Origin of the sequence: Microcoleus sp. ARI1-B5, from assembly GCF_036705795.1 — a bacterium.
GTDB lineage: Bacteria > Cyanobacteriota > Cyanobacteriia > Cyanobacteriales > Microcoleaceae > Microcoleus.
On the sequence record NZ_JAUBVK010000011.1, the window covers coordinates 184,425 to 204,223 of the forward strand.

Here is a 19,799-nt window from a genome sequence, read left to right on the forward strand (position 1 = left end):
ATGGAAGGCAAAAATCCGCGATCGCACGAAAATAACGGCACTGGTTCGGGAGAACGGCAGAATTTTTTCCCTAAAATTTCTGTTCGCGATCGCAATTCACCGGCACCAATTTCCCAGACAGCAGATACAGTAACGGACGCTCCGACGCAGCCAGTGTTTGACCGCAGTCAAAACGATCGCAATTCCCCGCCGCTTTTACTCAATCCGGCTGGGGAAGTGCGCCGAATTAGAGGCAACGAACCGCTGCTGCTGGATGACGCTGCGACGGTGTGGGCGATCGAGTCCGGCACTCTGGCGGTGTTTGCGACCGAGGTTGAGGCCGACGAACCTGCGGGACACCGCCACTATCTGTTCAGTGTCAGCGCAGGTGAGGCTTTGTTTGGGGCGGCGCTGCGGGACGGGTGGGCTATGTTGGCAGTGGCGATCGAACAAACAGAATTGCTGCCGCTGGCGATCGCAGATTTTACCGATCCCGTTGCAGCCGATCGTACAAAGGCGATCGCTCTCCTAGAAACATGGGTAAAACACTTAGGAGAACAGTTAACAGGAGACTTACCCGAAGCAGAAATCCACAATACTTCGGCTACGCTCAGTACAAGTTCCCAATTCCCAATTCCCAATTCCCAATTCCCAATTCCCAATTCCCAATTCCCAATTCCCAATTCCCAATTCCCCAATTCTCAATATTTATCATTACAAATAGCAGAGGTATTTTCACCAGAAAACGATCGCCCAGTTTGGGTAAATTTAAGCAGCGGCATTGTCTGGTGGATGGGAATCGAGGATTTGAAACTAGATTCAACTTCCGCAAGATTTCCGATCGCTCCTGGTATGTGGCTTTTGGCCGAGACTTCGGTTGAATTGCAGGCTACGGCAACGGCTCAACTGGAAAACAGCGAGCAAATTCCTGCTGGTTTGGCTTTGCTGCACGCCTATTTTTTCGATCGCTTGAATTTACAGCTAAACAAGGAAACAGCAGCAGAATTTCAGCGATTTTTGCAGCGGGAGGAGCTGAATCAACAGGTGACAGACGGTGCTCTGGGACAACTTGTTGCACTGCTTCACCCTCAAGAAACCAAGTTTTTTGAGGAAGAAACGCCTCTGCTGGCGGCTGCTGGGGCGGTTGGTCGGGCAATGGGAATCGCGATTTGTCCGCCGGCGAAATCTGCGGATCTGAGCAGGCTGAAAGACCCGATGGAGGCGATCGCGCGATCGTCGCAATTTCGCACCCGCCAGGTGTTGCTGGCCGGGAATTGGTGGCGGTGCGAACACGGCCCGCTATTGGCTTATATGGCATCAGACAATAGGCCGGTGGCACTGCTGCCGCGGGGAAATAATTATGTTTTGTTTGACGGGGAGCGGCGAACTTGGACTCCGGTGACAGCAGCAGTAGCAAAGACGCTGTTGCCGGAAGCTCAAATGTTTTACCGACCGCTGCCGCTTGTAGTTCTCAACGTCATTCAAGTGTTTCGATTTGGCATCAGAGGCTTTGAAAAAAGCCTGTTCGCTGTAATCGTCCTCGGAATCGCGGTAACGCTGTTGGGGATGGTGACGCCCCAAGCGACGGCGATTGTAATCAACGATGCAATTCCTGGGAGCGATCGCATTGTGCTGTGGCAAATTGGGCTAGTGCTGTTGGCTGCCACCCTTGGAAAAACCGCGTTTCAAATTGCTCAAACAATTCTGACGCTAAGGGTAGAAAACGCTGCTGAAGGAGCTTTGCAGCCAGCAGTTTGGGACAAAATGCTGAATTTAAAACCAGCATTTTTCCGCAACTATTCCTCTGGTGATTTGCTAACTCGTTTGCAGGCAGTCAGCCTGATCCGCAGCAAACTCAGCGGTGCAACACAACGCACTCTTTTAAGTGCGGTGTTTTCTCTGTTGAATTTGGGACTGATGTTCTTTTACAGCGTGCGGCTAGCTTTAGTGGGAATTGGTTTAACTTTAGTAGCGGTAATTGTGACTGGAATATCTAGCGTTTTGTTGATTCGCAAAGAGCGGAAAATGGAGATGGCACACGGTGAAATTAACGGGCTGACAGTAGAGTTAATTAACGGTGTATCAAAGCTGCGGGTAGCTGCGGCGGAAGGGCGAGCTTTTGCAGCTTGGGCGAAAAAGTACAGCCAGCGAATTAAGCTAAAGCTCGGGATCAAACGGATTGATGACAGCGTTTCGGTGTTTAATGAAGTGCTGCCGTTGGTGAGTTCTTTACTGATGTTTTGGTTTGCAATTCTGTTTATGCAGATGAATCAAGCTAAAGGGAATCAAGGGCTGAATGCGGGTACATTTTTGGCTTTTAATTCTGCCTTTGGAACTTTTCTGTCTGCTGTCACTGATTTGAGCAATACTTTGACTGATATTTTAGGCATTGTACCGCTGTGGGAAAGAGCTAGGGCGATCGTCCAGGGAACGCCAGAATCTGACCCGAGTCAGAGCGATCCGGGTCGCTTAAAAGGTCATATAGTGCTCGATCGCGTTACTTTTCGCTACCGCGACGACGGGCCGATGATTCTGGAGGATGTGAGCATTCAGATTAAGCCGGGGGAATTTGTGGCGATTGTCGGGCCGTCGGGTAGCGGAAAATCAACTATTTTTCGGTTGTTGTTGGGGTTTGAAACGCCGCAAAGCGGGACTGTTTTTTACGATGACCAAGATTTGATGGGGGTGGATATCCAGGCTTTGCGGCGGCAGTTGGGAGTTGTGCTGCAAAACGGTCGAATGACTACTGGTTCGATATTTGACAACCTGACTTGCGGGGCATTGGTGACACTGGATGAAGCGTGGGAAGCGGCGCGAATGGCTGGTTTTGCTGAGGATATCGACCAAATGCCGATGGGAATGCACACTGTGATTAGTGAGGGCGGCACGAATCTTTCGGGGGGACAGCGGCAGCGGTTGCTGATTGCTAGGGCGATCGTCTTAAAACCGAAAATTATTTTGATGGATGAGGCTACCAGTGCTTTGGACAACCGCACGCAGGCGATCGTTACTGAGAGTTTGGACAAGTTGAATGCGACGCGAGTAGTCATTGCTCACCGCTTGAGTACGATCCGAAATGCCGATCGCATTTATGTAATAGAAGCTGGCCGTTTAGTGGAGGCAGGTTCGTTTGATGAACTGGCTAAACAAGAAGGGTTATTTGCTCGATTGGTGGCGCGGCAGTTATAGCAGAACGAACAAACTGCATAAGTTAAAGCGACTGTTACCTATTAACTTGATATACAGAGTCAATGCTTAAAGCGATCGCACTCTTACCCATTAGATCCGCAGAAGAGTTAGTTATACCTAGCAAAAGTCATTGGCTCGATGTCGGTTAAGTAATTCATCCAGTAGGAGCATAATTGATGAATAGTTCGATAGAAGATTATCTCAAAGTTATTACTCCCCATCTGCACTCAGATTTAGTTTCTCCGGAAGTTGTATCCCATATCCAAGGTTTAGAGCCAATTTTACCTTGTTTGACCGAGAATCTTTTCGAGTGTCGTCTCAGTACTGATGAAACACAAGTAGATTTCTCTTTTTATCTGCCTCCCCTCACTAAATCTCTACCAGAAAGGTTCCTCACTTCACCTGTATGGTGTTCATTTCAAGACTTTTATCAAAAGTGGACTAATCCAACATCAAGCCTACATCAAAAGTTGAAAGCGGTTGGGATGGAATTTGATTTAGATCAGTCGCTGTCTTCTGTACCAATTCCTTGTATTTTCTTAGAATTAAATCGTGAAATTAATTGTTCGTTTCCTGATTTAATTTCAGAAGCTTTGGGTTTACTAAATTATCCATTATCGCCATTAATTGAATCAAATCTTAAGCTTTGTGCTGATTTTCTACCGGATGGAGCACAGTTCGCTCATTTTGCTGTGATGTTGTCTCGTCCTGGTTTGGGAGTCAGAGTAAATGTAATCAATATTCCTCCCGACCAGCTATTAGATTACCTCCTGAAAATTGGCTGGAGTGACCCGACAGAGGCATTTTTCCCCTTAATCTATAATCTATCAAAACTTGTCGATTATGTCGTCCTAGCCTTTGATGTGGGTGAAATAATATACCCTCGACTTGGTTTGGAATGTTACCTAAGAAAGCAGCCACGCTATGAACCAAGATGGCATTTATTTTTGGATAATTTGGTTGATTCAAGGTTATGTACTCCAGCCAAGCGAGATGCGCTTTTAACTTGGTCTGGAATTGACAAACAGAAATATAAACAAGAAGGCAATCTAAGCTGGGAATCTGTGTTTTCCCAGTCTATGTACAGTGTGTATTGGAGAATGATCAATCATATAAAAATTGTCTATCAGCCAGGCTGTCCTTTGGAAGCTAAGGGGTATTTAGCTTCTGGTCATCGTTGGATAGCCGGGTGATCTGAGCAGAAAATTGATCTGATTAAAATCAACAGGACAAAACTAAATAATCTGCAAATACAGTGAATTAAATAATGGTTTATACCAAGATGAATTCAAACCAATCTAACTCACAGTCAGAAGAGGAGTTAAACCTTACTAAGTTCTTAATAACTAGTGCTAAAGATGCAGTTTTATGGATAACTCCAGAAGCAGGTTTTGTGTGTGTTAATGATGCAGCCTGTGAATTTACTGGCTACTCCCGTGAAGATTTGCTAACTATGACTGTAGAAGATATCGACCCAAATTTCACGCCCGAAGTTTGGTCAGAAGTCTGGAAAACTATTAAACAGCAAGGTTCAATCCACGGTCGATACATCTATCAAAATAAGGAAAAAAAGGTTATTCCAGTAGAGGTTACGGCTAACTATTCGGAGTACAAAAATAAAGAAAGCTGTTGTGTTTTCATCGAAGAGCTGATCAAAGACAAGCAGCTAGAAGGCGTGTCCTCGATTTTTCCCAATAGTCCCAAGCTGAATGACGTTTTCCAGTTCATCGAAGCAAATTATCACCAAGCCATTACTTTGTGTGATGTTGCTCAGGCAGTTGACTATTCACCAGCTTACCTCACTGACCTAGTGCGACGACAGACAGGTAAAACAGTAAACCAATGGATTGTAGAGCGCAGAATGGCAGAGGTCTGCCGCTTGCTTTTGGACACCAATCAGACAGCAAATGAGATTGCTTGGTCAGTGGGCTATCAGAATGAGGCACATTTCTTCCGTCAGTTTCGGCAATATCACGGAACTACACCCCAAGTTTGGAGAAACTGGCAACGAACACAGTTAATAGTTGAGAATAACCTAAAGAATTGTTAGTCCAAATCAAAAAATAAGTCACGCTAAAAAATTGTTAGTTTTAATCGAAAGATAGTGCATTGTATATAGCATTTTTTTTAACTAATATATGAGATATCAACCCAAATGGAGAATATCAAATGATTGCACAAAACGATTCCATCAAACAACGCCAAGAACTAGAAGCCCAATGTATTGCCAAAGCTTGGGAAGATGACAAATTCCGACAAGAATTGCTCAGTAATCCGAAAGCGACTTTTGCCAAAGCGATGGGTTCACCATTTCCCGAAAATGTCGATTTGCAAGTACTAGAAGAAACTCCCAACACTTACTATCTAGTCATTCCTAAGAATCCCGAAGTTTCTGAAGAATTATCTGATGAAGCTTTGGAAGCTGTTGCCGGTGGTGGCTGGATTGTTGGTACCAGAATTGATGGCGATAAAGGCGGTGGCGGATACATCAAGTTCTAAATCTCATTCTAGTTTAACGGCGGTTAGTAAATATATATAGCTGGCTACCGCCGTTTTTCTCAGACCAACAAAGCTTGGCAATTTTCAGACTTTTGAATTGGAGCATTTGTGATGAATGTACAAAATGCTGAACTCAAGCAAAGACAAGAGTTAGCAGCAAAATTTATTGCCAAAGCTTGGGAAAGTGATAAATTTAAGCAAGAATTAATTAGTAATCCTAAAGTAGTTTTTTCCAAAATATTAAATTCTCCTGTGCCGGATAATGTACAAATTCAGGTACTAGAAGAAACCTCAACCACTTACTATTTAGTCATCCCTAAGAAACCAGAAGTTGTTGAAGAGTTATCTGATGAAGCTTTAGATGCTGTGGCAGGTGGTGCAAGAGGTGTAACGACCTGCGGTCATACATATACTGCTGAGATATAGGATGTTTCACTGCCAAATCTAGTACTAGCCTATAGTGTCGTTTGAGTTTAACGATAGTTTCTATCTAGAACCCGTCTTACATGGAGTCTTACTATGTCTAAAACAACTCAAAATTTAACTGATAATATGTCACCTCAACCCATTACTAATGTTAGCGATCTTAAAGCATTCCAACAAGCCCAGTTTGACAACTTGAAGGCAATGGATGCAGAATTCTTAAAATCTATTAGCTACATAAAACGTTTAAGCCAGAGATGGCATGGGGAGCAAAATTTTCGAGAGCAGATGTTAGCAAATCCTCATCAAGCAATTGCTGACTACGAGCTGAAAGTTGATCCTGAAGAAATTAGACCAGTATGGGATACAAATCTTACAGAAAAAACCAATGAAGCAGAAGTGATAGAATCATATCCTCTTTTAAAGCAATGTCATGACTTTCAGGAAAGTTTCCGAGTCAAAAACCTATTAGACTTGCTTTTTGATTCTTTCAAAGATTCTCGTTTTCAAGCATGGCGCACACGACAAATCGCTCGTTCAGAAAGTCAATTTAGACAAACTGTACACCATTCTATTGCTCAAGTTCCTATGGCTTTGGAACTTAGCAAAGGTTGTTCAGTTGGATGTCATTTCTGTGGTGTCTCTGCGCCTCGTCTAGGTGATATTTTTCTGTATAGCCCAGAAAATGCTAAATTGTGGAATGAAGTCCTAGAAGTCATGCAAGACATCTTAGGGCTAGCAGCAGGGGCAGGCTTTTGCTACTGGGCGACAGATCCCTTGGATAATCCTGACTATGAAAAATTTTGCCACGATTTTCATCAAGTATTAGGAGTATTTCCCCAAACTACAACAGCTCAACCTCTTAAAGATATAAATCGCACCAAGGCACTTCTAAAAGTCTCAGAAGAAAAGGGATGTTTGAATAATCGCTTCTCTATTCTTTCCTTGAAAATGCTCAATCAAGTTCATGAAAAGTTTACTCCAGAAGAGTTACTTCTTGTCAGTTTAGTACTGCAAAACCAGGAAGCTGATAGTATCAAAGCTGACGCTGGTCGCTCTAGAGATCAAAAGCTGAAGAAAGGACAAGAAGATAGCGAATTACCAGACCAAGGAACCATTGCCTGCGTCACAGGATTCTTGTTCAATATGGTAGAGCGTAGCGTTAAATTGATCAGCCCTTGTAATGCCAGTGAGCGCTGGCCCCTAGGCTATATAGTGTTTGATGAAGGAACTTTTTCTGATGGTCAAGATTTAAAGATTCTTCTTGAAAGAATGCTTGATAATAATATGCCGACAGAGGTCAGACCACAAGATTTGGTTAACTTCCGTCCTGACCTAAAATATGAAAGCCTTGCTGATGGTTTTAAGCTCTCAAACCGCATCAAAACCTTTAAGTTTCGCCAGGAATCTCCTTTAAGAGAATTGGGTGAAATAATTCACCAAGGTGGTAAAACTGCTGAAGAAATTGTTTCTATATTGGAAGAGCGTGGAATACCATCTACCTATACCTTCCACTATTTAAACCTCATGTTGAAGAAGGCAGTTTTAGATGATGAACCGAAACCGAAAGATGTTGAATTAAGGGTTCCTCATTATCCTTCAGTCCCTTGGCAAGGTCATGAAGAAGCGATTTTAGAAGAAAAAGCGATCGCTTTAAAGTAGATGCCTGAAACCAGCCAGGGACTTCTGTAGACTTCCTGCACGAATAGAATTTTCGCCCCCCTAGCCCCCCAACTTTGGGGGGAATAAGAGTCAAAGTCCCTCAGAATTGGGGGATTTAGGGGGCGTTCAGGATTTATGCAGGAGTTCTAGTGATGTACAACCACATTAAGAGGATTAAAATGCAGTCAAAAACGAAATTTGATCTGAACCAATTCTATTCAAACGAATCAATTCATGAATGGAAACAGATTATCGGTGAAGAATTACATTACCATTACGGATACTTTCTGGGCGATGAAGATTTAGAAACAGGTTTGCGCCAAACTATCAAAAATTTCTACCCTTATATTCCTTTAGATTCACGAGTTTTAGATGTGGGGTGTGGTTGGGGAGGACCAGCGAGGCTAATCACCAAAGAACGCAATTGTTCAGTCCAAGGAATTACCATCAGTACAGCACAAGCAGAATACTGCCGAAGTACGGGTTTAAATGTTTGGCAGCGTGATTTGGAACAAGATACAATTGATGGTGAATATGATCTAATTTTCATGATGGAAGCTTTGTCTCATATTCGTGATAAATTCAAGTTATTACAACAACTTCGACAGCACGCACCACGTCTCATTCTTTCGGTTAACTGCGTCTCTGATAGCTATCAAGGTAATCGAACTGTATTTGGTGATTCAATGGTCTTCTGTTCCACTTCTGAACTGAGACGAGATGTTGAGCAAGCTGGCTGGCGAATTCAATTCATGCAAGATCGAAGACCTCAATCAATTCCCACCTTAGTCCACTGGCAAAACAACCTTGACCGCGTATATGGCAATCGCATTCCACCACATCATCTTAGTATGCTGGGTCAGCTCAAACAGGAAGCTTTTAAATCCATAGAAAATTGGTGTCAGGCATTTCCTTTAATTGACATTGTGGCAGATTAAACAAAACCTGGTAGAGATGTTCCGCCGGCATATCTCTACCATTTCAAATTGAGAATTGTAGGTTGGGTTGAGCGATAGTGAAACCCAACAAACCTTAATTTGTTGGGTTTCGTACCTCAACCCAACCTACTAATTATCATCTAAAATTTAGAAAAGTTGAGGAAATTTTTTATGTTAAAAACACTCTATATTATGCAAGCAGCACAAGATTCAAAAGACACCATGATCTTTAGTGTTGGCTTAGTAGTTATCTGTTTGCTAATACTAATTATGTTGTGGTTGCCGGATATGTTGAAAGGCGAATAATCTTAATTCGCCATTTTAAAATTTCAGTTAAAGTAGGGTGCGTCGCAGCAACAATTTTGGCTATTTACGACTATCAATGAGCGACGCACCCTACATCGATACCTCAATTCTTGTCGGCAATGCTCTAGAAATTGCGGGTTGAGACGATCGCCCAAATCGCCCATTTTATCAGAGTCAGTCACACTCTCAGATGTCTCTGTTTCCGAGTTAGATGCAGCCGGGATTTTGATGCTGTCAAGAAAATTTTGCGATCGCCCAGACTCGGAAATTTCTGTCGCCAGCGCTTCCACCAATTGCTGAGGCGTTAAATGCGGAGATTCAGCTAATATCTCCTCAATCATACAATGGGCGAGCGGCCCGATACAGCGAGCCAGTTCTTGCTGGCAATGATCTCAAAATTGGGGGTTGACAGCAGCGGAATTTTGTGATTCGGACTGAATTTTTAAAGCTACTTCTAGGCGATCGGGCAATCCTGAGATGTTTGTCTCCAGCACAGGCTCTAGTGCAGATTCGTTAGCGTTAGCCCTGCGAAGCAGGATCGCTGTTTCCGATTGATTTCTGAACTTGCTTACCTGTTGTTCCAACAGTTTAAATTCATCGGACTCTACAATCTCAGCTACTTCCCGCTCTTTCTTAGCTGTGTCAATCTTAAACTGCATTTTTTTAAGCGGCAGATTCGCACCAGTTGCATCCATAGCCAATTTTCCCCATCACTGAATTTTGAAATCAGCGGACTCAATCTAACTTATTGTATCCTTAATCAAGCCAAAGTCGATCGGTACAGTGCTGTCCAGGTTCCGCTACCTTGACGAATGTTCCCCAATTCCGTCACAAACGTGGCGATCGCTCTCTAAAACATGAGGATTATTCTGTAGATAATCGCGCACCCAATCGCAACCGCGCACCCGCAAATCGTCAGGTGTTAAATCTAAATTCCACACAATTAACTTTCCCGCTTCGTCAGAAGAAACAAGCTGATGTCCCTCGGGACTGAATCTGACACTGAGGACTTTAGCTTCATGCCCTCTGAACGTCGCAATTTCTTTACCTTTCCGAGTCCAAAGTTTGACAGAACCATCCCAACTAGCAGTAGCAATTCTGCGGTCATCCGGGCTAAAATCCACATCCCAAACAGCATCTTTATGCGCTTTTAATGTCGCAATTTCCTTACCTTCACGAGTCCAAAGTTTTGCTGTTTTATCTTCGCTCGTAGAAGCGATCGTTTGACCGTCATGGCTAAAAACGACACTGTGAACTCCGTCGCTATGCCCCTTGAGCGTGGCGATTTCTTTACCTTCCTTGCTCCAAAGTTTGACAGTTTTATCCCAACTAGCACTAGCAATTCTATGACCGTCCGGGCTAAAACTGACACCGTTTACCCCATCTGTATGCCCCTTGAGTACCGCCTTTTGATTGCCATCTACGCTCCAAAGTTTGACTGATTTCTCAGTAGTGCTAGTGGCGGCGATCGTCCGATCGTCCGGGCTGAAACTAACGCTCCATATCCAATCAGAGGGGTTATTAAAACTTTTAATTTTCTCGCCATTACGCTGCCAAATTGTGACATTTCCCCCGCTGGTAGCTGTGGCAAATTTGTCGCCCTTACGGCTAAAACCGATGTCTGTTAACTTGCTATCAAACCCTTTAAAAGCTTGCAGTTCTTTCCCAGCCCTGCTCCAAAATTTAACACTTTGGTCGTGACTAGCAGTAGCAAGCATTTGACCATCTCGACTAAAAATGGCGCGATTGATTGCACCTTCATGCGCCGACCAAATTTGCAGTTCTTTACCTTTCAACTGCCAAAGTTTGACAGTTCGATCTTTACTAGCAGTAGCCAGCATTTGACCGTCGGGGCTAAAACTAACGCTCCAAACCCAATCTTTATGTCCGGTTAAAATTTGAAGTTTCTTACCCGATGCGCTCCATAAAATGACTTTTTTGTTAGCGCTGGCTGTCGCAATAGTTTTGCCATCAGGGCTAAAACTGACGCTAGTGAACGAATATCCGAAACCGTTGAGGGTTTCGATCTGCTTTCCTTCCAACGTCCAGAGTTTGACTGTAGAGTCTTTACTAGCAGTGGCAATTGTCTTGCCGTCTGGACTAAAACTAACGCTCCAAATCCAATCTTTATGTCCTGATAAAGTTCTAATTTCTTTCCCGTTCCGGTTCCAAAGTTTGACAGTATTATCATCACTAGCCGTAACAATGGTTTGACCGTCGGGGCTAAAAATAACACTCTTCGCCGCAGCTTTAGGCCCGATTAAACTTTTAATTTCTTTGCCCTTTAAACTCCAAAGTTTAACCGTATTATCAGAACTGGCCGTAGCAATGGTTTGACCATCAGGGCTGAAAGCAACGCTATTAACCGCAGCTTTATGCCCGATTAAACTTTTAATTTCTTTGCCGTTTAAACTCCAAATTTTGGCAGTTTTGTCCTCGCTAGCAGTAGCAATTGTCTGAGCGCTGGGGCTAAAAACAACACTATTAACTAGCGCTTGATGCCCTTTGAAAGTTTGAATTTCTCTGCCATTTAAATTCCAAAGTTTGATAGTATTGTCGGCGCTAGCAGTGGCAATTGTCTTGCCTTGAGGGCTAAAACTCACGCTCATCACCGCAGCTTCGTGACTTTGCAAGCGATCGCGCTCCGTGACTTTATAGACAGCTTCCTGCAACAAACTATCAATTTGCTTCTGGATCGCAGCTTTTTCCTGAAACTTATAAAATGCCATACTTCCCGGCATTTCATTGAGTTTATTTGATGATTTCAAACTTTCTAATAGCGCGTCAAACGCTTGATTTGAGGTTAAGAGAGTTTCTGCGGACGCACTAATAGCTTTGATTTCGCTGATGGCTGAATTCTGCGACTGCCACCAAGCTACGCCAGCTAAGATCAAGGCTAATCCCAAAGCTGTGCTGAGTCCTGAGATAGTGAGTTTTCGCCTTTGTTTCTGCTGGAAAAGTTCGCGATCGCGAACTTTCAAACTCACTTCAATAAAACTTCTCTCGCCCTCGCTGAGTTCATCCCGCCGTTGCTGCTGCCAATATTCTGCATCAACTAAAGGCTTGCCGCGCAACAAAGCTCCTTCATCTAAATTGCTATTTTGCCAAGTCCGAATTGCGCCCCGAATCTGCTCTTGCCACAGGCGAAACTCCGCGTTAACCTGCATCCAATTTCCCAACCTACCCCAGCTTATAATTAATGATTCATGCAGGATTTCTACTGTTTCTTCAAAAGTAGATTCGCAGTGGCTGGTTACCACTAAGCGATTTGATGCCAAGTGTACTACTAAATCCCAGTTTGCTGAATTGACATCGCTGCGAGTAGCCAAACGGCGGTTAACATCCGTCCCTCTCCCCGGCTGCACCAACTGAATAAAAATCCGCTGTGCCCTCATCCTGTCTGCCTCGGAAAGCTGGGCATACACTGCCTCGGCATGATTGGCCAGTGCTTCTTCCACGCCGCCAATTTCTGTGTATGCTTGATTAGTCAGCCACCCGCAAAGCTGTTGCGACCAAAGTTGAGTTAAGGCAAATTCGAGTAACGGTAAACGTCCTGAATGTCCCCAAGCTGCATCAATCAATTTATTTATTAGTCCCTCTTCTAATTTTACCTGCATTAAAGCGGCAGGTTGGGCGATCGCACTTTGCAATTCTTCACGACTCATCGGCCCCAAATTGTGAACAGCCCCCTGCAAAGCATCGCTAAAAGAGCGGCAAGAAAGCGCGTGTCCGTAAAAATCTGCTCTCAATGTTAAAACTACAGTAAACCCTCCAGCTAATCTGATTGCTGTCAGCAATCCCTCCAAAAAAAGCTGGCGCTGTGCTTCGGGAGTTTGGGTATAAAGTTCTTCAAATTGATCGGCAATTAAAACTAAGCGAACGCCTGGGTTGTGCTCCACAAAACTTTCTATAATTTTGTATAAAGCTTTGTCATCTCGTTGAAGCAAAATTTCTAATTTTCGTTCAAATAAGCAGCGGGCATTCGATTCGGAATTCGAGGAATCGGACACCTGCACTAATTTGCGGTGATAAATTGCTTGTAATAATGCTTTTGGCACTGCTTTTCTCACAGCACACCGCGCTATCTTACGCTTGAGCGTGCAGTAAGTTTTGCTGGAAAAGATCGCACTGTCACGATCAGAATTGAGATTATCTCGTTTCTCCAAAAGAGGAACTAACGCCGCCGCTAAAGCTTTAAAAGGATTGTTTCCGGGACGAAAAGAGATAATCTGCAATTGAATTTTTGTCTGGCGCAGTGCTGGAATTAACCCGGCAAAACACACACTAGATTTGCCACTGCCGCTAGGCCCGACTATAGCTACTAATGGCTTTGTTTTCACCGCCGCCGCTAAATCTTCCGTAAAGTTTTTGCGTCCAAAAAATAAGTGTGAATCCTCTTCTCGAAAAGCAAATAAACCGCGATAGGGACAAGGAGTAATTCCACCTAACTGCAACCAAGTCGGTGTTTCCAAGGCCGGATTTTGACAAATTACAGGCAGCCAAGAAGCAGCGGGAAATTCATCTTCTAAACCTTGCAATTTCCGGCGCGCTTGCTGCACTGCTAAATGTAAAGGCAACCGCTGTTGGGCGAAAGCATCTAAAAAATATTCAAAAAATGCTTGAGCGACGCGGTTCGGCACCAGCTCCCGCATCACAATAACTGTAGGAATATTTAACTTTTCCAGCGATAAAGCCAATCCCAATCCGTCGCAAGAATTAAAAAAAGCTAGGGTTAAACCATTTTCAATAGCTTGTTTGAGCGCTTCCTCTAATTGTTCGATTGTCAAGCTATTATTTGTCTTATTTTCATTAATATAAATCCGACCCGTTTCGCCATCTGTTTGACTGTGACCCGCAAAAAACAGAATGTCCCAGCCTGAAGAGTCCCAAAGGCGATCGCTAAATTCTTGGCGGGACGGCTTGACAATAAACGCGATTTCTGCATCATCTAAATTCTTAAAAAGTACACTTTCTGATTCTAAATTTATACCTTGACTGTTGCCCAAAATTGCTAGAATTCTAACTTGCTTTTTTCCTAGTTTTGAGGAATTTGGTGTAGGGCGTTTATACTCTGATACGCTCAAAGCCATTTCAGATTGGGGATAATCTTTAAAGAAATCCCATCTGTGCCAAGGCAATCGCCGCAGCAATTCATCGCCCGTTTCAATAATTACCTGAATGTCTTCTGATGGATTTAGTGCCGATCGCAATTGCAATTCAATATTGATAAAATCTGGAGATTTCAACAAAGTATTAATCCCTGTTTGTAACTGTTGACATACTTCATCAAAACTGAGCTGAGAGACGTTAGTTATTCCCGCAGCATCGATTTCGAGTTCGTCATCATCTTCATCTACCGCTGGCAGAGACAGCAATTGTTTACGAGAGCATAAGTTATTGTAAATTAACTGCCAATTCCTATACAAATCAATCAAGCTTGGTGCGGGGGGCAAGCTGCCGATAAATTGTTCCGGGTGGGGATGCCCCGCAGTCCAAATTTGAGCGGTAACTCTTGGAAATCCGCTGCTTAAGTCACCGTTTCCCAGATCGATTACAACTGACTTGTTCATGAGACTGCCTTATATGAATTGCCACCACTGCAATACTCAGCATTTGTAGTAACATTGATGCGGTAAACTTGTGCGATGTTTGATTGGAAAGGAAACCCAGTCAATTGGCCGACATAGAGTGCCTCATCCGGGCCAAAGCTCAGCTTCCGTGGACTATCCAGATCGGATGCTAGCACCTCAATTTGCGATATCTGTGGCGTTTTTACTGATTCAAACATGATGTTCCTCCTTTGAATTTACGATGTTCTATCGTGCTGTGCGATCTTGTTCGTAAAACTATGTATTGAATGTGCAAATTTACAAGTTTATCAATAAATCAATTAGATAACTTCGTAACTTGTTCGGGCGAAGGGTTGGAAGTTGTTCGGAAAGTTGGTTTATTCCTACGATCGCCCTCGTGACTGTTCGCCTTTCAACTGTTAAATTTCATATCGAAAAATCTCAAACTTTATCAACACTGTGAGGATTCGTGCAGCACAGCTATCTTCGGAGCGCGATCTTCAGGGACGCTTGTCGCCCCCTGAACGCATCTGCACGGATCGCACACAGTTAGAGTCTGGACTTTTAGCAGGGTATGGCTTTTGGGGAACTCGCTCTGCGCTTGCTCTACTTCGTGAGTTATCTGTTCGATCGATCGTTCTATCACATATTCCATCACCACAGGCTGTTGAGTATAGCTGACGCCATCTGACAAATTTAGCGCATCAGAATTAGTTGAGGTTGGCTTGATTTTTTCTATGAGCGAGCGCCGATCGAGCGATATCAATGCGTCCCGCAACTTTGTCACAGACACTAAAGGTAGGGCCGCTTGTAGCTGTTGAGCGGTAACGGCTTCCCGATCGATCGCTAACCAATACATCACTTGCTCCTCTGACCAACTAAGGCGATCGAACTGGTGCGCTAGTAAATCGCGAATGTCTTTAAACAACAGCGTCTTTTGGGCTAAAAAAGCGGCAATATTGCTATCGAATAAGTCTTTGAGCAGTTCTGCTACCATCTTTAACGCTAGTGGGTTGCCTTGATAGCGTTCAATTAATTCCCGTACTTGCGGTTGTTGGGCTGCAATTGTTAGTCCTTTTGAAGCTAGGATTGTTTCTCCTTCGGAGATCGATACTGGTTCCAGCCTGAGCAATCGGATTGATGCGGTGGGTGCTTCGTTAACAGCAACCTCTGTGGGAATTTCGCGACTTGTTAGTAAGATGCTACTCTGATGTTGTCCTTCTCCCAACTGCTGAAATAACCATCCGTAGTTTTCGCAGCCTCTTCGATAAGTACCCACTAATTTTTTACTCGAAAACACCGTTTCCACGTTATCTAGAACGAGCAGACAGCGGCGAGAGCGCAACTGTTGTAGTAAATGACGCATCATGGCATCAAGTGACTGCGGCAGCGATCGATCCGGATCGATCGCACAAGTCAATTCAGTGAGAAAATCGACGAAGGACGGAGCTTGTCGCAGCGATCGCCACACCACAACTTCAAACTGCTCAGTATCAGCAAGTTGCTGTGCCAATTGAGTTACTAACATTGTTTTACCGATACCACCTATGCCCACGATCGCAATTAATCGGCAACAATCTTGCATCACCCATTGCTCTAGCATTGCTAATTGTGCTTGTCGTCCGCAAAACTGGGAAACATCAACTGCTTCTCCCCAATCGACCCGATCGCGTGGCAAAGATGCAGGCCGATCGCACGTTCGTTTTTGCAGTGCATACTGCCTCAGGACATCCTGCAAATTCACTTTTGTTACCCCGATTTCTAACTCCTGGGTTAGCATTTGCCACAATTGTGCGCCCACATCTTTTATGTAACTGTACTCATGATTGAGTTCGAGCGAAATCTGATGATAAGACTGTTTGTTCCAGGCTCCTCGAAGAACATTGATTTGCAGTTCGCTTAGAGATTGAGGAGCTATAGTTGCCGTAACGAGCGCAATCGCTTCTTCATAGGTCATAACTAAAATGTTGCTAAAAAGTTTAATTTATCAAGTATGTCAGCGTGCGCTATCTGCAATCTGCTTCAAGGTTTCAATTTGTTTCGCACGAGCGTCCCGTTCTTTTAGCGACACTTGTGAAGTGGTTTTTGGTGCTTCCGAATTCGCCAAATCTTTCAACAAAGTTGAACCAACTTCTCCTAGTTTTGAAGCTTGGGCCAGTTTTAGTGCTTCATCTAGCGCGTTGTACCATAAACCTGCCTCAGCATAGATATTAGCTTTCTCAACGCTATTTACTGCTTTGTTGAGTTTACTTTGCACGGCAGCAGGCATTGCTACAACCTCAATATTTGCCTCGCTTACTAGATCGCCTGAGGGGTTATCTGGGTCGCAATTGATAACAACTTGCCAAAGATATTGTTTCTCCTGTTGCAATCCTTGTTCGCTATTCGAGAAGGGGGATAATTTCATAATTCCCGGTGAACTCTGCAAGGACATCTGACGAACTTGTTTAGGTTTAGCACCTGGAACCCACTCGTAAATCGTGAATTTTATTGACTTGGAGGCAGAATCATTAGGCACAAACCAAGCAAACGTAGGGTATCGAGAAATCGTTCGTCCGACGTAATTCACAGAGGCGAGAACAGTTAGCGGCATATCTCCTCCAGAACACCCTCTAGTCGTTCCTCCATCCGATCTTCTTTCTGGAGGGACAGGCTTTTGATCGCCAGGTGCATAACCCGCTAGAACTGCCGTAGTTACGATCGGCGTTAAACTCAAGGCACAACAGGTGAGTATTTTGATGTTGATGCGTTTGTTAAAGAACCATTGGATTGACATCATAACTTAGCCCTTTTTGCTTTTTAAATTATTCAACGGCTAATTTAGTTTTTTGTCCGAACTGATTGTCAACTATGTTAACATCAAATTCCCGATGCCTTAATTGATTATAAGTCGTTCAACCTTTGGAGCGAAGTCACCTAATCTCACAAGATTCATGACTTGTTTGATTTATTGCTTGTTTTCTCATAACTTCTATCGGACATTGCAGTATTGTGCCAGTTGCCAAAGTAACCAACCAGTTTGTCAGCCATTTTTGTTTGTCTCCTGTGTTTTTCTAGTGAGTCTGTGTTAGTATTAGTCCTACAATAAATAAATAGATTAGATCGAACAAGAGTAGTTTGTGCCAAGTTAATTGCTTAACTTTGTATTTCCCATTGCTCTTTAAGGTAGTTATCATTGCACAACTCTGCAATGGGTAAGTAGGACTTTCTGAATAAGTCGGCGATCGCAAAAACTATTCTTGTCAATGCTCATCTGGAAGCGGAACATCAAAGTCGTCTGCCATCCAATAGGCATTTCCTTTATGCAATCCGGGTATACGCTTCTTTTTCGAGACGCCAGGCGATCGCTGCCGGAGGAAGGCTGCAAAGTCCAGGACTTCCTGTTGCTGCTCTGGGTAAGAAATCGGATTTGCTCCAGTAAGGCTTGTTCAATGCTCACAGTGTCCTCCTATTAGGGTTTTATATCATGTCCGCTCGATTACTATAATATACGTAGGTAGGGTTGAACGAGAGTGAAACCCTACATCCATAAGTGTTGGGTTTCACTGCGTTCAACCCTACCTAGGGTTGGCTGAATAAGTCATGAAAAACCCCTATCGGGATTGATGAGTTATTTCAAGCCTCCGAAAGTATAAGTGTATTTTGACTCTCAAGAGGCGAGCGATAGCTTTTGGTAATTAATAAGCGCAAAACTCGTGTGTTTTTCGCCAAGGCACACAAAAACGCACAAAAAAACCGTCTGAGCGCGGTGGAAAGATTCATGACTAAAAAAGTAATAACAATAGCCGTTTGAGAAGTATTGGGAAGTTTAGTCATCACTCGACCGAGGCTAAATCTCCGCTTCCGCAAGTCCCTAACTTTCCCTCAATCCCATTGCGAACTTTTTCATCTTCAAGAGCTTGCTTCTTTTTTTGAACACTGACCTCCTTTGGAGGTCTTCCTAATGGAGGACCGCTAATTCTAATTACCTCTGTCTTTACACCAGGTTAAGTTCTCTCTTGTCCGATAAATTTTATCAACATGAACCGATTCTGGATAAGAACCTGTGAAATCACGATAGGCTTCTATTTGGTCTTTCAAGTCCCCCGATTCGTTAAAACTATTCCAACTAATAAAGTCTAAAAGTGCATATCCTTCAAAGCAGCTTGCCGAGAGTTTGGCTCCAAACTCCACGGCTTGTCCGGCTTTCCCTCGGACAATCGGACGGATGTGGGGTTGGCTGAGACTAACAACTCGGTCTTCAATACTTTTTTTGTGATTTTTAAATAGCCACAACTGTTGCCGATAAACTTCGGACACCACAAGCAGTGTTTTATATTGTTTTTTACTGAGGTTCTTCAGGGAGGCTCCTAACTCGAGCAGATGTGAGATGTGAGATAAATTTCTTCGGAGATACTGAAGTTGTTTTTTAATGGCTTTCCTTCTGGTTTTCCGAGAAGGTCGTCGTTGTTTGGCCACCGCTAAGTAGTCTTGTCGTGCGATTCGGCGGAAGGTTCTGGGTTTTTTAAGGCTTTCCCCTTTTAGCGGTTCGTACAGAACATCTATAATTTTTTCTGTGTGAACTCTTGCTTGATTTAAAAGTGAGAAGTCCGTTGGATAACTGATATCGGCGGGCGCACAGGTGGCATCTAGGATTAATTTACCTCGATTTTTCGGTGACTCACTTTCGGCTTCGGGATTTTTTTTTTCGCCCTCGCAGCGGGTCGCTTCTCGCAATCTCCTCACCACTTCTCTGTTGACTTTATTGACGAGTTCGGCGCTGATTCTTTGTCGGAAATGAACTAATAAAGATGGGTCAAATGGCATCTCACTTCTATAGGATGACTGACCTATAAAGTATTTTAGGTAAGGGTTCTCCCGAATTTGCTCGACCGTTTCACGCGGAGCTAATTCCTAATTTTTCCTTAATAATTAATGCCCCCAATGCCAACCGAAACGATTTAGCAGGTGGACCGACTTCTGTCACGAAGTTTTGAGCATATTCTGATTCAAATTCTGTCCAAGGGATTAGTTGGGCGAGGATGACCCAACGGTTATCTTCTGCCAATTTTCCTCCAAAGGGTAGGAAAAAGTCGGTGGCTCGGCTTGGGGCTGGTTCAACTTTTCGGTACACGCTCGCAGGTGGTGATGCACGGGTTTTGAGCGATTTTAGCAGTTTTTCTGGCACGCTTACCACCCAAGTAGCGCTCACAAACCCAATTAGCGTCACTTTTTTCTCGTTATTCAGCAAGCC

Annotated in this window: 14 protein-coding genes and 1 pseudogene; 7 read left to right on the top strand and 8 right to left on the bottom strand. The window is 43.8% G+C overall.

Annotated features, from left to right (window positions below):
- From QUB63_RS18250 to QUB63_RS18280, 7 genes are all read left to right on the top strand, one after another.
- Positions 1–3,168 (top strand): NHLP bacteriocin export ABC transporter permease/ATPase subunit, encoded by a 3,168-nt coding sequence (locus QUB63_RS18250; protein WP_332946680.1) that lies wholly within the window; start codon positions 1–3, stop codon positions 3,166–3,168.
- A 176-nt stretch (positions 3,169–3,344) separates the two neighbouring features.
- Positions 3,345–4,361: a hypothetical protein gene (locus QUB63_RS18255; protein ID WP_332946681.1), complete on the top strand. Its 1,017-nt coding sequence runs from the start codon at positions 3,345–3,347 to the stop codon at positions 4,359–4,361.
- Between the two features lie 74 nt (positions 4,362–4,435).
- Positions 4,436–5,218 carry a helix-turn-helix domain-containing protein gene (locus QUB63_RS18260; RefSeq protein ID WP_332946682.1) on the top strand — a complete coding sequence of 261 codons (783 nt, stop codon included), beginning with the start codon at positions 4,436–4,438 and terminating at the stop codon, positions 5,216–5,218.
- A gap of 119 nt (positions 5,219–5,337) precedes the next feature.
- A complete protein-coding gene (locus tag QUB63_RS18265; RefSeq protein WP_332946683.1) occupies positions 5,338–5,667 on the top strand; it encodes an NHLP leader peptide family RiPP precursor in 330 nt (109 codons plus the stop codon).
- Between the two features lie 111 nt (positions 5,668–5,778).
- Positions 5,779–6,093: an NHLP leader peptide family RiPP precursor gene (locus tag QUB63_RS18270; protein ID WP_332946684.1), complete on the top strand. Its 315-nt coding sequence runs from the start codon at positions 5,779–5,781 to the stop codon at positions 6,091–6,093.
- 93 nt (positions 6,094–6,186) lie between these two features.
- On the top strand, positions 6,187–7,752 hold the full coding sequence (locus QUB63_RS18275; protein ID WP_332946685.1) for a radical SAM family RiPP maturation amino acid epimerase: 1,566 nt from the start codon (positions 6,187–6,189) through the stop codon (positions 7,750–7,752).
- Positions 7,753–7,931: 179 nt separating this feature from the next.
- Positions 7,932–8,690, top strand: a complete 759-nt coding sequence (locus QUB63_RS18280; protein WP_332946686.1) for an SAM-dependent methyltransferase — start codon at positions 7,932–7,934, stop codon at positions 8,688–8,690.
- Positions 8,691–9,019: 329 nt separating this feature from the next.
- On the opposite strand, the gene QUB63_RS18285 is transcribed toward QUB63_RS18280, so the two are convergent.
- From QUB63_RS18285 to QUB63_RS18315, 8 genes and pseudogenes are all read right to left on the bottom strand, one after another.
- Positions 9,020–9,337: a hypothetical protein gene (locus QUB63_RS18285; RefSeq protein ID WP_332946687.1), complete on the bottom strand. Its 318-nt coding sequence runs from the start codon at positions 9,335–9,337 to the stop codon at positions 9,020–9,022.
- A gap of 51 nt (positions 9,338–9,388) precedes the next feature.
- A complete protein-coding gene (locus QUB63_RS18290) occupies positions 9,389–9,691 on the bottom strand; it encodes a hypothetical protein (protein ID WP_332946688.1) in 303 nt (100 codons plus the stop codon).
- A 105-nt stretch (positions 9,692–9,796) separates the two neighbouring features.
- On the bottom strand, positions 9,797–14,566 hold the full coding sequence (locus QUB63_RS18295; RefSeq protein ID WP_332946689.1) for an nSTAND1 domain-containing NTPase: 4,770 nt from the start codon (positions 14,564–14,566) through the stop codon (positions 9,797–9,799).
- Positions 14,563–14,784 carry a hypothetical protein gene (locus QUB63_RS18300; protein ID WP_332946690.1) on the bottom strand — a complete coding sequence of 74 codons (222 nt, stop codon included), beginning with the start codon at positions 14,782–14,784 and terminating at the stop codon, positions 14,563–14,565. The genes QUB63_RS18295 and QUB63_RS18300 overlap by 4 nt, the downstream gene beginning before the upstream one ends.
- A gap of 233 nt (positions 14,785–15,017) precedes the next feature.
- A complete protein-coding gene (locus QUB63_RS18305; protein ID WP_332946691.1) occupies positions 15,018–16,523 on the bottom strand; it encodes an NB-ARC domain-containing protein in 1,506 nt (501 codons plus the stop codon).
- 39 nt (positions 16,524–16,562) lie between these two features.
- Positions 16,563–17,345, bottom strand: coding sequence for a DUF928 domain-containing protein (locus tag QUB63_RS18310; RefSeq protein ID WP_332946692.1), 783 nt, complete (start codon positions 17,343–17,345; stop codon positions 16,563–16,565).
- A 463-nt stretch (positions 17,346–17,808) separates the two neighbouring features.
- Positions 17,809–17,970: a DUF2281 domain-containing protein gene (locus QUB63_RS35105; RefSeq protein WP_442921788.1), complete on the bottom strand. Its 162-nt coding sequence runs from the start codon at positions 17,968–17,970 to the stop codon at positions 17,809–17,811.
- 211 nt (positions 17,971–18,181) lie between these two features.
- Positions 18,182–19,679, bottom strand: a pseudogene (locus QUB63_RS18315) (IS5 family transposase).
- Positions 19,680–19,799: the final 120 nt, after the last annotated feature.